Here is a 13,514-nt window from a genome sequence, read left to right on the forward strand (position 1 = left end):
CCAACGAGTTAAACCAAACGCGGGAAGGTTTACGGGCACTCATCCACCTACTCCCGTTGCCGGTTTCGGTTCAGCCCGAGGGCACGGTCTCGTGCCCATTACCCCTACCGCAGAGCGGATTGGGTTACTGCTTTAGCGGCCACTCAATGAGTTTCAAACCGCTCAAGGCGGTTTTTGAGAGGACGCTTGAACGGTAGTGAAAGCGGTGTTGAAGCTTTTGAGAAAAAAGCTTCACCAAAAGTTTGTGATTCCTCCAAAGACGTCTCAATCTTGAAGGTTTTAAGTGGGATCGGTAGGGTTAATGAGCGGATTTTTGCTGGAGAGTCTTTTTCAAGCGATTCATTCCCACCGTGCCCCTTCGGAGCGCTAAAAAAACTCGAATCCACTCAAAAATGCCCCAATTCGGATAAGAATCACGAACCCTGATCAAACTCAACGGGACTATCGTCCCTTGCGTTGGAGCTTCGCTCCAACATCACGCAGGCGAACAAACCTTGCACTGCAAAGTTTGACCAAAGAGAACCCTTCTCATGAGGGAGCAAGACATTAGTTATGCACTACTCAGGTACAAGTAGCACATGGTTTAACTTTAAATCAAACCCGCTGAACAATTTCAACTTTATTATTGGCATCCTTTGGACGCCGTTTTAACAGATGAAACTTCCCCAAAGGCAAGTGAATAAGAACCCCACCCATAAAAGAGCACACTTCAAAATGTACTCAAACTTCCGCCAGCGCTTGCTCTGTAGGGACTGTTGTGGTGCGGTGGCCGGGATTCGAACCCGGGTTACCGGCTTGGGAGGCCGGTGTCCTAGACCAGGCTAGACTACCACCGCATTGAGGGTTTAGAAAGTGGTGGGGCGAGGGGGATTTGAACCCCCGACACCCGGATCTTCAGTCCGGCGCTCTCCCAGGCTGAGCTACCGCCCCACGTCCAAAGATAAAAGGCCAGAGCGGATTTATAAATCTTGCGGTGGGTGGCAACCCACCGTCATGACAATTAAGCCCAGATTCAGGGACTCATTTCCTGAAGAGCACCGTAAGCTCCCTCTTGTAAATTCCCCAGTTGAGAGTCAGGTGGACTATTATCAAGGCGTTCATTAAGGGACCTAAAACGTTCCTGATCCTAAAGAGCTGGGATTTGGTCATTCCGAAGAACGGATGCCCTGCCTTGGTAGTGTAGAGCACGCCGACCGTGACGAACAGGACGCCAATGAAGACCGCAAGTAGAACCGTGGAGAGAACAGCTCGAACTTTTACCATATTCATTTTTCATCCCCCTAAATCCCGATTTAGCTGACCTCCTCCCCGTCGTGAACGGCGAGGTTTTCAAGAGAAAAAGATAAACGGGCGACCATAAAAACGTTTGTACGATAAGGCTGGAAATTAAGAAAAGAAGGAACATGTCTAAATCTTCGGCTCAACCGCGTAGACTGTCCTGTCCTCCCCGAGGGCCTCCATAAGTCCGCGGTGCCTCCTCACACAGCTCTCGCACTCCCCACAGTGTATCGGCTTCCCGTCCCTGGTGAAGCCCTTCGGCATGTAGCAGGAGTTGGAGTACTCGTACTTCGCGTCCAGTTCCTCCAAGAGCCTCGCTATGCCCTTTTTGTCGAGGTCTATGAGCGGGGCGACCACCTTCACTCCCGCCATGGCCCCGTAGCGAAGCATCTCGTTTGCCCTCTCCACGAACTCGGGCGTGTTGTCTGGGAAGGTAGCCCCTTCCTCTGCGTTGAAACCCACTACAATATCTCCACCGCCGAGGGCGTCAAGGAGGGAAGCGGCGACGCTTATGAGGGCAATGTTTCGCGCTGGGACCCAGACGCTCTTGGCCGTTTCCTGCGCAACGTTCATATCCCCCAGCTCTTTTGCCGAAACCTTCGGTGTCTCCCCGCCGACGAGGGTCGTCCCTCGGAGCTTGGAAAACTCCTCGAGGAAGTCGAGGCAAACTATCTTTAGCGGGACATTTAGCTCCTTCGAGAAGAACTCCGCAACCCTGTTGGTTACCTTCTCCTCGTTGCTGCCGTAGTTGACCGTGAGCATTATTATCTCGTCGTAGTTCTTTTTAGCCCAGTAGAGGCAGGCCGTTGAGTCCAGTCCGCCCGAAAACAGAACGACTGCACGCCGCTTCATTCCTTCACCCCCTCACTCAAGGGCCAGGCCCACTACTTCCCTCACACTCGAAAAGTCCTCCTCCTCAAGGTAAGCTCTGATGCCTTTGCTTATCTCCCTGAAGACCTTCCAACCACGGAGGGAAGTGGCAGTTCCTATCTGGAGAGCTGAGGCTCCAGCCAAGAGGAACTCGACCGCGTCCTGCCACGTCGTTATGCCACCAATTCCGATGACCGGGATGTCAAGGACCCTCGCGAGGTCGTAAACGGCCCTCAGAGAGACGGGCTTAATCCCCGGTCCGGAGTAGCCACCAACCCTATTGCTCAGTATCGGCTTCCTCGCGTAGATGTCAATCGCTATCGCCTTCAGGGTGTTTATGGCCGAGACGGCGTCGGCACCGGCCCTTTCAGCCGCTAGACCTAATCTCGTTATGTCGTCGGTATTGGGTGTGAGTTTCGCTATAACGGGCTTATCGGTCGCGTCCTTGACCGCTTTAACGACCTCGTAGACGTTCTCCGGCCTTTGACCGATCTCCATGCCGTAGCCCTTAGCGTGGGGACAGCTGAGGTTCAGCTCGAAGGCATCGGCAACGTCGCTCAGCTTCTCCGCCAGAAAAGCGAACTCCTCCGGCGTTCCACCGAAGATGGACACTATAAGCGGAAAATCAAACTCGTATCCCTTCACCATCTCAAGGAAGCCCTTCCAACCGGGGTTTGGAAGGCCCATCGCGTTTATCAGGCCATAGGGCAACTCTACTATCGTGGGATTGTCATAGCCTCTCCTCTGTTCGATTCCGATGGACTTCGTAACGACGCCTCCTGCGCCCTCTTCATGCGCTCTTATCCACTGCTCTGGCATCTTGTCATTTATTCCTGATGCGAGAATAAGTGGGTTCTCGAACCTTACCCCGAAAAGCTTGACCTCAAGGCTAGTCATGCGGACACCTCAATGTCAAAAGAGCGCTGGTCTATTAAGTTTTTGCCCATTATAAAAACCGAAAAACTCTCTTTAGTGGCGGCGGGCGCGCCCGGAGGTGGGAACCCTCCACCGCCCGTTTCCACCGGGGCTCGCTCACCCCCGCTACCCCAGAAGCGCCGCACGTCCCGCCTACCGTTGCTCCCTTCCGGGCCTGGCGGGGTTCAGCGGGTAAAGGGTGTTAGTCCGGCCCTCCAGCCGAACCTCACCCACCGCCGGCCCCCCGGGACGAGGGTTCATCGTTGCACCCCGGTTTCCGCGGGCGGCTTCGGGAACCGCCCCCCGGGCTTCGACCCCGGCATATCGACGGTTTCCGGTTGCAGGGGACGCCGAACCCCCCAGCCTAGCCCGCCGCCAGCTAACTTAACCCCTGCCGATATATAAAGCTTTGGTCCGTTATGCGAGCTAGCTTTGGAACTCTGAGAAGAAGTTGTGAGCTTTGTGTAATTTGATGACTGATTTTAGCCCCTGATTTTATAGGTGTTATTTAAGCCCGCTGGGTGAAGCACTTATTAAACCACATTATTGGAGCCGTTTATTGAAGGAAATAATCGTCAGGACTTAAATTTGAGCAGGTAATCCCTTAGGAACTCGGGGTCCTCTCTCTTAACCGCGCTGAGAAGTTCGTTGAACTTTTTCTCGCCGAGAGCAAGCTTAAGGTAGTAGTAGAGATTCATCGCATCCTCAACGATGACGCTTTGCCGCCTCCCCTCTTCGCCATAGAGTTCGATGAGCTTCTTGTTCATATCCCTACTTATGTAGAGGGTCTTCTGCATTTTCTCCTTCTTAAGGTCAGATTTGATGGCCTTATCCTCTCCCTTTGGCTTAGAAGGTCGGGTAAGCTCGTTAACAGAACCGTCAAACAGTTTGGGAATTTTATCCCTCGACAATCTCGACCACCTCTTTAGCCAGCTTTGAGAAGGCCTTCGCGGCCCTACCTTTGCCATCGAACTCAAATATACTAACGCCCTGGCTCTGAGCCTTCTCGAGGGCTATTGCCTTCGGAATCGTCGTTAGTATCGGCGCGTCGGGGTAGGTCTCCTTCAACTCCTTGAGGCGCATCTTCGGAACCTTGGTCTGGCGGGTGAACTTGTTAGGGACGAGGCCGAGCAGCTTGAGGTTCTCGTTGGTCTCCTCGCGTATCATGCGCATCAGATTGAACATGAGTTGCATTCCGATGACACCAAAGTAGCTGAGCTCCAGCGGAATGAGCACGTAGTCCGAGGCGGTCAGCGAGTTGACGAGGAAGATGCCCATACTCGGCGGGTTGTCTATGAAGACGTAGTCATAGTCAGGCAGGATTGGAGTTAACGCTTTCTCAAGCCTTCTCTCGCGGTTGTAGGTGTTGATTATCTCTATCTCCTTAGCGGAGAGGTTGAGATGGCTCGGTATGAGGTCAATGTTCTCGTGCACCTTAACTATCGTTTCTCCTATATCGCTGTCTCTCGTCATAAGCGTTCCAACGTTTCTATCGCCGTACTGGAGGACGTCCATACCTATAAATCCAAAGGTGAGATTGAACTGAGGATCTATGTCAACCAGAAGAACCCTCTTCCCCATGTCTGTCAGGGCGTAGGCGAGGTTCATCGTGAGGGTCGTCTTTCCGACCCCACCCTTCTGATTGGCTACACTAATCACTACTGCCATGGAACCACCTGATCAAATGATAAAAGGTCAGGAAAGATCCGGGAAGTCATCTAGAACCCTTCTAAGCTCCGGAGACAAGCCATTCTGTCTCCCCTCGGGCTTGCCAGAGAGTGTGCTGAATATCCTGTTAAAATCCTCACTCCTCGGGCTTTCAAACGGTTTGACCTGTCTCATTGGAAGTAGGTTGTCCGATGAGGAGCCGACCTGGAGGGCGTGCTCTCCGCCGAGGATGTGCGGGCTTTTAACACCGGTCATAATGACCATGGCACGGACAACTTTACCCATGTCATCATCGAGTCTCGCACCCCACTTGATTTCACTCTTCTCTCCAAGCTTCTCGTAGACGATGTTCATGGCGTCGTTTATCTCACCGAGACTAACATCCGGTCCGACCGTAAAGTGAACGAGTGCCTTGTCTCCACTCCCGTATTCCACCTCAAGCATCTTGTTCTCGAGGGCGTTCTTGACAGCATCAACAGCCCTGTTGCTGGAGTCACTCTCACCAATCCCAATCAGAGCGGCCCCACCGTTGTGCATGACACTGTAAACATCTGCAAAGTCAATGTTGACCATAGATGGGAGTTTTATGGTCTCGGTAATCCCCTTGACCATCCTGGCTATTATCTCATCGGCAAAGCGGAAAGCCGCGTTGATGGGAAGCTTCGGAACGAGCTTGAGGAGTTTGTCGTTCTCAATTATGATGACGGTGTCCGAGTAGTACATGAGGGCCTTTATGCCCGCTTTGGCCTTCTCTATCCTTATCTTGCCCTCATTCCTGAACGGGTAAGTGACAACACTGACAACGAGCGGCTCCCTAAAGCGGCCGTTATGCCTAGCACGCTCCTTTATCACCTTCGCCACAACTGGTGCGGCCCCGGTTCCCGTACCGTTGCCCATACCTGCGGTAATGAAAACAAGATCAACGTCACCGATGGTTTCAGCAATCTCATGGGCGCTTGCTTCCGCGGCACGGTAGCCTGTCTCTGGGTTTCCACCGGACCCCTTACCTTGGGTTATCTCCTTCCCAAGGAGAAGCTTTTTATGGGCCTTTATTCTGGCGAGATGCTGAGCATCCGTATTCATTGCTATAAGCTCTGCACCCTGGACACCAAGCTCAAAAAGCCTAGTCAGGGTGTTGTTGCCGGACCCACCAACGCCTACTATTGCAATTTTTATAAGGCCTTCGAGGTCCTCATTCGAAAAGTCCTCAAAGTTCTTGATGTTATTATCGTCGTCTAAGTCTAGTTTGATGCCGGCCTGTTCAAGCAGTTTAAACACCATCACCCCAACCCCCTGTGCCATTTCACTTCCGGGATTTAAACGACTGATTTAAGCGGCTTTATTCCAAGTATTTATTTCAGTATGTACTCGGGAGTGGAACGTTCCTCAGTTTCCAGCTGGTAAAGCTCCCTCTTCAAAAGCTCGCGAATTGCCTCCCTTATTATCTCGCTCCTGCTAGGGTAGACACCCCTTCTAACGAGCTGATCCATTGCGTTAACAAGCCCCTGAGGAAGCTGAACGCTGATGATACGCATTTTGGCCATCTCTGCACCACCTAGTTCACTAAGCCGCTAAATTAAATAGCGATTTAATTAGTTAAATACTTTGCGCTTGCTTAATAATATTGTCTTAATATGATTTACATAAAATTTTTTAAGTTTATCCAAAAAACTTAAAATTTTATATAACGTATGTGCCAACCGCACGGAAGGGTTTTAATACCCAGAGCAATGGCACGAGTGGGGATAGAAATGGAGAAAGTAGGCGAAAATGTTTATATATCCCTCGTGGAGGTCGAGGATGTCGAGAAGGTGATACCTTCTCTCGGGGCGGACGTCCAGCTCGTCCGGGCTCAGTGCTATGAACAGGTCACCTTTGCAACCATTTTGGCGGTTAGATCGTTTAATAGAGGCACCAACCACGCCCGCACCCTCGGAGGAGAGCTTCTCCTGAGGCTCGCGGGAATCCTGCAGATTAATGAAGCTATACGAAAATATGGGGCGGCCAACGGCGAGAACTATCTCGTGGTGTTCGGAAACTCAGGGGAGGCTTCGGAAGTCATGGAAAGATTCCACCTCAGGGAAAAGCCACTTTCCAGATGTGGATGGGATGTTCTGAAGAATCTTCTAGAGAAAGCCGCTCTAGTCGAAGTTTTATAGAGTGGATAATGCATTGGGCGTTTTCCCTGTTGGATAGATTTATAAAATTCATCCTTAACTCTTGCACTGCTTGAGGTGATGCTATCATGAGATACAAAAAACGCAAATACTTCCTTGCAGGGAGGATAAACCTTCTCCAGCGCTCCAAAATCAGGGAACTGTTTGAGAAGGCCAAGGGAATGGAGGACGTTATCTCGCTCGGGATAGGTGAGCCAGATTTTGACACCCCAGAGGTGATAAAGGAAGCTGCAAAAAGGGCGCTTGACGAAGGCTACACCCACTACACCCCCAACGCAGGTATTCCAGAGTTTCGGGAGGCTATAGCCGAGTACTACAAAGCCCACTACAGTGTGGATGTTTCTCAGGATAACATCATAGTCACCGCCGGAGCCTATGAGGCAACTTACCTCGCCTTTCAGACCCTTCTTGAGCAGGACGATGATGTTATCATTCCTGATCCTGCCTTCGTCTGCTACGTCGAAGATGCAAAGATAGCGGAGGCGGGGATAGTTAGACTCCCCCTTCGTGAGGAGAACGAGTTTCAGGTCGACCCCGACGAGCTTGTTGAGGCCATAACCAAGCGCACCAGGATGTTGGTCGTCAACTATCCGAACAATCCAACCGGTGCAGTTCTCAAAAAGAAGACCGTCAAGGCAATAGCTGACATAGCCGAAGATTACAACATCTACATACTGAGCGACGAGCCTTACGAGCACTTTCTCTACGATGATGCTAGGCATTATCCTATGATAAAATACGCTCCGGACAACACTATCCTTGCCAACAGCTTCTCCAAGACCTTTGCTATGACCGGCTGGCGCCTAGGATTCACCATAGCTCCGGATCAGGTTATCAAAGATATGATAAAGCTCCACGCCTACGTCATCGGGAACGTTACCTCCTTTATCCAGATAGCCGGAATTACTGCCCTCCGCGACAGGAGAAGCTGGGAGGCCCTCGAAACCATGCGCAGAACTTACGCAGAAAGGAGAAGGCTCGTTCTCCACGAGCTCAACAAAATGCCCCACATCGAGCCGTTCAAACCCAAAGGCGCATTCTACATCTGGGCTAGGATAGACCCCGGGCTTGACATGACAAGTGAGGATTTTGCCAACTGGCTCCTTGAGAACGCCGGGGTGGTTGTCATTCCGGGAACTGCCTTCGGAAAGGCCGGTGAGGGATGGGTAAGGATAAGCTACGCAACGCGTAAGGAGCAACTTCTCGAGGCCATGAACAGGATGAACGAAGCCCTTTCAAAGCTCTGATTTCCACTTTAATTCACGCTTACGGGTTAAAACTCGGGAGGTATAAGAATGGACAGAAAATGGCTCGCCGTGTTTATGAACACGATACTCCTCACGTCAGGCTTTGGAACGATGCACATGCTTGAAAAGTTCAAAGATGCAGTTATAACACACTACGGCATAACCGGGGCCGCCATGAGCTACCAGCAGACAGCCTTTGTCGTTGGTCTCTTCGTTGCCTTCCTCCTCGGCGGTACAAGCATCTTCAAGGGTTCTTTCAAGCGGAGTGTCGCGCTGATAATAAGCTTTGCAGCGATACCACAGTTCATAATTCCCTTCGTGGGGAGCTGGTGGGTGGTTGTTTTACTCCGCTTCTTCCAAGGTTTCATAGTCGCACTCATAGCCGTCTTTAGCAATCAGATTGGACGCCTCTTCATAGCGGAGCGGTCATTTGCAAAGGGCATAATTCTCTCGGGAATCTTCTGGGGAGGGCTCTACGGAATAAGCCTTGCCAATTGGGCCTCCCACAGCTACGCAGGATGGGAAGCCGTTAAAACAGCGTTCCTCCTCTCCGCGGTTGTTATGTACCTAATCCTTGCCCTCTGGTGGCTACTCGTCGAGGACTTTGAGATACCAAAGGAAAAGCACACTGCCAAAGGAACCAACGTCTGGAGGATGCCCTTCACATGGGTCTTTGGCTTCACCTTCTTCCCTGCGCTCTGGATTATCTTCACCCTCGGCTCGTTTACCCTTCACAACGTCCAGTTCTCGGGCTCGCAGGTGGCCAACCTCGTTATGATGCTCGAGGTTTCAATGGGCCTCTGGTCGATAATCATGGGCTACCTCGGCTACCGCCTCTCCGTCAGAAACCCCAGCAATCGCGGACTCTTCAAGTCAATCGTCAGCGTCATGACTCTCTCTTATGTCGTGACATTCATAGGCCTCTTCGTCGTCTGGAAGAGCATCTTGGCCAACGACTACGCCCTCGCGATGCTCGGCCTAGCCATAACCGGCATCGTTCAGGGAACCGGACCCGCGTTCTGGACAACGGCCCCAGCCACTTATCCCAGGGAGATATTCCCGGAGGCCAGCTTTGCACTCGGACTCATCTCCAACTCCGCCAACGCAGTAGCCCCGAACGTCATGTTCATACTCGTCCATGGAGTTACCACGGGAATGGTCATTTTCTTAGCCATGGCTCTGCTCGGTATAGCCCTCCTGCTGGCCTCAGCGAAGATGAGGCTTCCCGTGGAGGAGTACGGAAATGCGGCCTAAACCCGTGGTGGTCTCCTTTTTTTCCCTCCTTGCTACATTTTTCTACGGACTCGGACTCCTCGGCGGTTCCTCGGGCCTGCTCGGATACGGCTTCATCGGATCGATCCATCTCCTCCTTGCTGTGGGCATATGGAAAGAGAATGAGACCGCCGTGGATCTCTCGTCATATCTCACACTCTTGGACATGCTCTTCGGCCTCCTTTGGGTTATGGTAGGCCTCTCAATCCCTGCCATTACTTTGACCCTCCTTTCAGCACTCATTCTAGTGGTTCTTGCAGATGAAGACGTCAGAACTGAACTTAAAGAGGGTCATGCTTAAAAACGGGCGTTACCACCAATGACCCGGTGAGAGGATGGCGATATACTTCATAGGGCTTGGACTCTACGACGAGAGGGACATAACACTCAAGGGACTTGAGACTGTTAGAAAATGCGACGTGGTCTTTGCCGAGTTCTACACCTCCCTGCTCGCCGGGACAACAATAAACAGGATAGAAGAGCTGATAGGAAAGTCAATACATAGGCTCAACAGGGAAGACGTGGAGCTTAACTTTGAGAAAAACGTTCTGAACGAGGCAAAGAGCAAGGACGTGGCGTTTCTCACCGTAGGTGACCCAATGGTTGCGACAACCCACTCCGACCTGCGCATAAGGGCTAAGAAGGCAGGTATAAAGAGCTACATCATCCACGCACCCAGCATATACTCAGCCATAGCGATAACCGGACTGCACATCTACAAGTTCGGCAAGAGCACAACGGTAGCTTACCCGGAGAAGAATTGGTTCCCCACAAGTCACTACGACGTGATAAGGGAGAACCTGGAGAGGGGCCTCCACACGATGCTCTTCCTCGACATAAAGGCAGAGCAGAACCGCTACATGACAGCCAACGAGGCCATGGAGATACTCCTTCAGATCGAAGAGATGAAAGGCGACGGGGTTTTCACACCGGACACTCTCGTTGTGGTGCTGGCGAGAGCCGGATCCCTGAACCCAACTCTCAGGGCTGGCTACGTTAAGGACATGATGAATGAGAACTTTGGTAGACAGCCTCATGTCATGGTCGTTCCCGGCAAATTGCACATAGTCGAGGCCGAGTACTTGGTGGAATTCGCCGGCGCACCGGAGGAAATACTGGAAAAAACCTGAGCCAGCGAAAGCTTTATATTCTCCTTTTTGGGGCATTATGTCGGGATGGGCCCGTGGTCTAGACTGGTTATGACGCCACCCTCACACGGTGGAGATCCGGGGTTCAAGTCCCCGCGGGCCCACCATTACAGCCCTTTCTGACGAAAGCGCTGGCGGAAAGTTGTTTGATTATTTCCGACGTTCCATTAACTTTCTGTACGTGTTTTTTAAGTCTCCACTTTTAGTTAGGCTTTCATCTCAACATTTCAAGGGAGATTTACTCTCAACAGTGTCCAAAGGGCGCCAAAGAAAAAGAACTCCTTGAGAACAAGCAATAATAAAGGAAATCCAATCCAAAACAGCCCGTAAAAAGGAATTCTCCTGTATATTGGCATCTCAAAAAGTGAGTCATTGGTGAGAGGGTTTGTCCTTCTTTTGACGCCCTTCGGGCGTCGATTCTAGAGTTAAACCAGTTCTAGTGGAGCAAATTTGAAATGCTTCCGCTTAAAAAAGGACAAGTTTCAAGGGGTTCAACCTTAAATTAACCCATTCAAACAGTTTCGACTTCAATCAGCACCCGGAGGGCGCTTTAGGTAGTGAAACACTCTCCAGAAGAGCCAAGTGAATAGAAACCCTCTCAGGAACGTAACTTGTAGAAAGGCACCTCCTTTTTCCGCCAGCGCTTGCTCTGCAAGGACTGAATGGCGGGCCGGGCGGGATTTGAACCCGCGACCTTCGGCTCCGGAGGCCGACGCCCCATCCATGCTAGGCCACCGGCCCACCCCGGTACCTATACACGACAATCCTTTAAAAATATAATTCCCAGAAACGTTTAAAGTACAGCATAAACCTTTTTAGCACGGACAACCAAAACACTATGGGGAATGCTCATGAAACCTCAAGAGTTCAAGCTCACGGAAGACGGCATAAAGGCGGTTCTACCCCCCCTCGAAGCGGAGATTATGGAACACATGTGGAAGATAAAAGTGGCCACCGCAGGGCAGGTCTACGAGGTCATGAAGGGGAAGCACCCAGATATAAGGCGCTCTACAATAAGCATCCTTATGAACAGGCTCTGCGAGCGTGGACTGCTTGAGAAAAGCGTCGAAACAGGAAGAGGAGGCATGAGGTACGTATATAGCGTAACCTCCACCCGGGAAGAGTTCGAAGAGAAGATCGTGCAGAGCATCCTCGATGCTCTCATGTCCAACTTTAGGGATGCAACTTACGCCTATCTCTCCAAGATCAAGAAGTGATGGAGATGCTATTCCTCATCTTCCTAGAAGTCCTCTTGGCGGCTATAACCCTAACTCAGCTTGGCATCAAAGTATCCTTGGTGGCTTTCGGGGCAGTACTGGTCCTCTACGCCTGGGCCTCAACCTATGATATCAAAGGACGCTACCTCCCGCTCCAGAGGGTTGAGATTCCGTGGCTCTACGATGGCATAGCCGAGATGACCAGAAAAGCAAACATACCCATGCCCCGGATCTACCTCCTCGACGACTACATACCAACCGCATATTCCTTCAAAAACGCGGTGGTGCTCTCGCTTGGGCTGTTTGAAGTGCTTGATCAAGAAGAGATACTGGCGGTAGCGGCCCATGAGATTGGTCACATAAAGAACGGAGATACCAGAACATTTCCCCTCCTCGCCTATGGTAGGTACCTCATGCTTGTGTTCACCATCGTCCTTATGGTACTGGCGAGGAATACCACCCTCAGCGTGTCTGCTCTGGCACTTGTAGGACTTTATGAGATTGCATGGGCCAGATTCCACAAGGAGAGGGAATTCCTAGCTGACGAAGCTGCACTCAGGCTTCTTAAAACTCCAATGAGCCTCAAGCACGCACTTGAGGAGCTCAAGTACTACGAGGACCTCCGCACGGGTATGAGGTCAAATGCCGTGCCCAGCATCGAGCCGACGATAGAGAGAAGACAAAAGCAGAGACCGCTGATAATTGAAACGCACCCAAGCTACGACGAGCGCGTTCTCCGCATAATAATCGAGATAAACGGCAACCGTATGATTAAGAACCACATCCAGTGATGGGTATGGGAGTAGAGATAGTGCTCGATGAAGAGAAGGCGGGGAGGATAAAGCGCATCAGACCTACAAAGGACGAGTACTTCATGCTGATAGCAAAGCTCGTCTCGCTTAGAGCAACCTGTCCGCGTTTGAGGGTTGGAGCCGTTGCGGTTAAAGACGGCTACATTTTGGCAACCGGTTACAACGGGGCGCCGAGGGGGATGGAGCACTGCATCGACGTCGGCTGTCTCATAGTTGACGGTCACTGTCACAGGGCCGTTCACGCGGAGCAGAACGTCATCGCGATGGCGGCAAGAAAGGGCATAAGTCTGGAAGGAGCGACGCTGTACGTTACCCACTTTCCCTGTGACACCTGCTTCAAGCTCGTCGTCAACGCGGGCATAAAGGAGATAGTCTACGAGGAGATGTACCCAAACGAAGCAACGGAGATACTCCTAAGAGAGGCCCAAAAGAAGGGGATAGTGAAGATAAGGCAGTTCAAACTGCCAAAGAAGCGCGTCAGGCTCTTTCTCGAGGAGCTTTTTGATGGGTTCACAGAGTGATCACTCCGTTTTTTTCTCATTCATGGAGCGCTCGATTTCAATAAGCCTCCTGTTCATCTCCTCGAGCTCAATGGCCATTTTTCTGGTTAGCTCGGTTATCTCACGCTCGGTCCTGTCAACAGCAATGTAAACCTTGAACACAATGATGTAGGCAAGCCCGATGGAGATCACGAACAGGGCATCGAGGCCCCTGCCAAGTCCAAGGAGGTTCTTTATCTCAATGGCAATCTCAACCGGGAAGATGGAAACTACCAGCAGGCCGACCAAGATAGCTTCCCAGAAGAGGAAGTCACCCCACTCGAACTCTCCTTTATTGTACTTGCCCAACACGTAGACCGCCAGCAAAACAACGACCGATATAGCCAGGTATTGAACCGCGTACATACCCA

The 13,514-nt window shown here is 51.5% G+C and carries 18 protein-coding genes, 4 tRNA genes and 1 other RNA gene; 11 read left to right on the forward strand and 12 right to left on the reverse strand.

The window, feature by feature from the left end; genetic code table 11:
• The coding region (locus tag MV421_RS03890; RefSeq protein ID WP_297517878.1) for a hypothetical protein at positions 1 to 197 on the forward strand (197 nt) is incomplete at its 5' end.
• On the forward strand, positions 187 to 426 hold the full coding sequence (locus MV421_RS03895; protein WP_297421706.1) for a hypothetical protein: 240 nt from the start codon (positions 187 to 189) through the stop codon (positions 424 to 426). The genes MV421_RS03890 and MV421_RS03895, both read left to right, overlap by 11 nt.
• A 332-nt stretch (positions 427 to 758) precedes the next feature.
• Here MV421_RS03895 and MV421_RS03900 read toward each other — a convergent pair.
• From MV421_RS03900 to MV421_RS03945, 10 genes are all read right to left on the reverse strand, one after another.
• A tRNA-Gly gene (locus MV421_RS03900) sits at positions 759 to 836 on the reverse strand.
• 17 nt (positions 837 to 853) lie between these two features.
• Positions 854 to 930, reverse strand: a tRNA-Phe gene (locus tag MV421_RS03905).
• A gap of 90 nt (positions 931 to 1,020) precedes the next feature.
• Positions 1,021 to 1,269, reverse strand: a complete 249-nt coding sequence (locus MV421_RS03910; protein WP_297421708.1) for a hypothetical protein — start codon at positions 1,267 to 1,269, stop codon at positions 1,021 to 1,023.
• Positions 1,270 to 1,407: 138 nt separating this feature from the next.
• On the reverse strand, positions 1,408 to 2,130 hold the full coding sequence (gene queC, locus MV421_RS03915) for a 7-cyano-7-deazaguanine synthase QueC (protein ID WP_297421711.1): 723 nt from the start codon (positions 2,128 to 2,130) through the stop codon (positions 1,408 to 1,410).
• A gap of 12 nt (positions 2,131 to 2,142) precedes the next feature.
• Positions 2,143 to 3,045, reverse strand: coding sequence for a dihydroorotate dehydrogenase (locus MV421_RS03920; protein WP_297421713.1), 903 nt, complete (start codon positions 3,043 to 3,045; stop codon positions 2,143 to 2,145).
• Positions 3,046 to 3,124: 79 nt separating this feature from the next.
• Positions 3,125 to 3,438: signal recognition particle sRNA (gene ffs, locus MV421_RS03925), an RNA gene on the reverse strand.
• A gap of 200 nt (positions 3,439 to 3,638) precedes the next feature.
• Positions 3,639 to 3,974, reverse strand: coding sequence for a CopG family transcriptional regulator (locus MV421_RS03930; protein ID WP_297421715.1), 336 nt, complete (start codon positions 3,972 to 3,974; stop codon positions 3,639 to 3,641).
• Positions 3,961 to 4,731, reverse strand: a complete 771-nt coding sequence (locus MV421_RS03935) for a ParA family protein (protein ID WP_297421717.1) — start codon at positions 4,729 to 4,731, stop codon at positions 3,961 to 3,963. Before MV421_RS03935 ends, MV421_RS03930 begins: the two co-directional genes overlap by 14 nt.
• A 27-nt stretch (positions 4,732 to 4,758) precedes the next feature.
• On the reverse strand, positions 4,759 to 6,012 hold the full coding sequence (gene ftsZ, locus MV421_RS03940; protein WP_297421719.1) for a cell division protein FtsZ: 1,254 nt from the start codon (positions 6,010 to 6,012) through the stop codon (positions 4,759 to 4,761).
• Positions 6,013 to 6,083: 71 nt separating this feature from the next.
• Entirely contained in the window at positions 6,084 to 6,275 is a 192-nt protein-coding gene (locus MV421_RS03945; protein ID WP_297421721.1) for a ribbon-helix-helix domain-containing protein, read from the reverse strand.
• A 195-nt stretch (positions 6,276 to 6,470) separates the two neighbouring features.
• On the opposite strand from MV421_RS03945, the gene cgi121 reads away from it, so the two are divergent.
• The 6 genes from cgi121 (at position 6,471) to MV421_RS03975 (ending at position 10,682) form a co-directional block, all read left to right on the forward strand.
• Complete coding sequence (gene cgi121, locus MV421_RS03950; RefSeq protein ID WP_297503269.1) at positions 6,471 to 6,890, forward strand: KEOPS complex subunit Cgi121; 420 nt, start codon at positions 6,471 to 6,473, stop codon at positions 6,888 to 6,890.
• Positions 6,891 to 6,976: 86 nt separating this feature from the next.
• Positions 6,977 to 8,155: a pyridoxal phosphate-dependent aminotransferase gene (locus MV421_RS03955; RefSeq protein ID WP_297421724.1), complete on the forward strand. Its 1,179-nt coding sequence runs from the start codon at positions 6,977 to 6,979 to the stop codon at positions 8,153 to 8,155.
• Positions 8,156 to 8,203: 48 nt separating this feature from the next.
• Entirely contained in the window at positions 8,204 to 9,409 is a 1,206-nt protein-coding gene (locus tag MV421_RS03960; RefSeq protein WP_297421726.1) for an MFS transporter, read from the forward strand.
• Positions 9,399 to 9,728: a hypothetical protein gene (locus tag MV421_RS03965; RefSeq protein ID WP_297421728.1), complete on the forward strand. Its 330-nt coding sequence runs from the start codon at positions 9,399 to 9,401 to the stop codon at positions 9,726 to 9,728. Before MV421_RS03960 ends, MV421_RS03965 begins: the two co-directional genes overlap by 11 nt.
• A gap of 34 nt (positions 9,729 to 9,762) precedes the next feature.
• On the forward strand, positions 9,763 to 10,557 hold the full coding sequence (gene dph5 / locus MV421_RS03970) for a diphthine synthase (RefSeq protein ID WP_297421730.1): 795 nt from the start codon (positions 9,763 to 9,765) through the stop codon (positions 10,555 to 10,557).
• A gap of 47 nt (positions 10,558 to 10,604) precedes the next feature.
• Positions 10,605 to 10,682, forward strand: a tRNA-Val gene (locus tag MV421_RS03975).
• 556 nt (positions 10,683 to 11,238) lie between these two features.
• Here the strand turns inward: MV421_RS03975 and MV421_RS03980 are convergent.
• Positions 11,239 to 11,316: transfer RNA gene (locus tag MV421_RS03980), tRNA-Arg, on the reverse strand.
• 110 nt (positions 11,317 to 11,426) lie between these two features.
• Here MV421_RS03980 and MV421_RS03985 point away from each other — a divergent pair.
• The 3 genes from MV421_RS03985 to MV421_RS03995 are packed head-to-tail and all read left to right on the forward strand — an operon-like array spanning position 11,427 to position 13,125.
• A complete protein-coding gene (locus MV421_RS03985; protein ID WP_297517887.1) occupies positions 11,427 to 11,792 on the forward strand; it encodes a BlaI/MecI/CopY family transcriptional regulator in 366 nt (121 codons plus the stop codon).
• Positions 11,792 to 12,583, forward strand: a complete 792-nt coding sequence (locus tag MV421_RS03990; RefSeq protein WP_366938858.1) for a M48 family metalloprotease — start codon at positions 11,792 to 11,794, stop codon at positions 12,581 to 12,583. Before MV421_RS03985 ends, MV421_RS03990 begins: the two co-directional genes overlap by 1 nt.
• Positions 12,584 to 12,588: 5 nt before the next feature.
• On the forward strand, positions 12,589 to 13,125 hold the full coding sequence (locus MV421_RS03995) for a cytidine/deoxycytidylate deaminase family protein (protein ID WP_297419892.1): 537 nt from the start codon (positions 12,589 to 12,591) through the stop codon (positions 13,123 to 13,125).
• Here MV421_RS03995 and MV421_RS04000 read toward each other — a convergent pair whose 3' ends face one another.
• Complete coding sequence (locus MV421_RS04000; protein WP_297419895.1) at positions 13,126 to 13,509, reverse strand: DUF2304 family protein; 384 nt, start codon at positions 13,507 to 13,509, stop codon at positions 13,126 to 13,128.
• Positions 13,510 to 13,514: the final 5 nt, after the last annotated feature.

The organism is Thermococcus sp., from assembly GCF_027023865.1.
Lineage (GTDB): Archaea > Methanobacteriota_B > Thermococci > Thermococcales > Thermococcaceae > Thermococcus.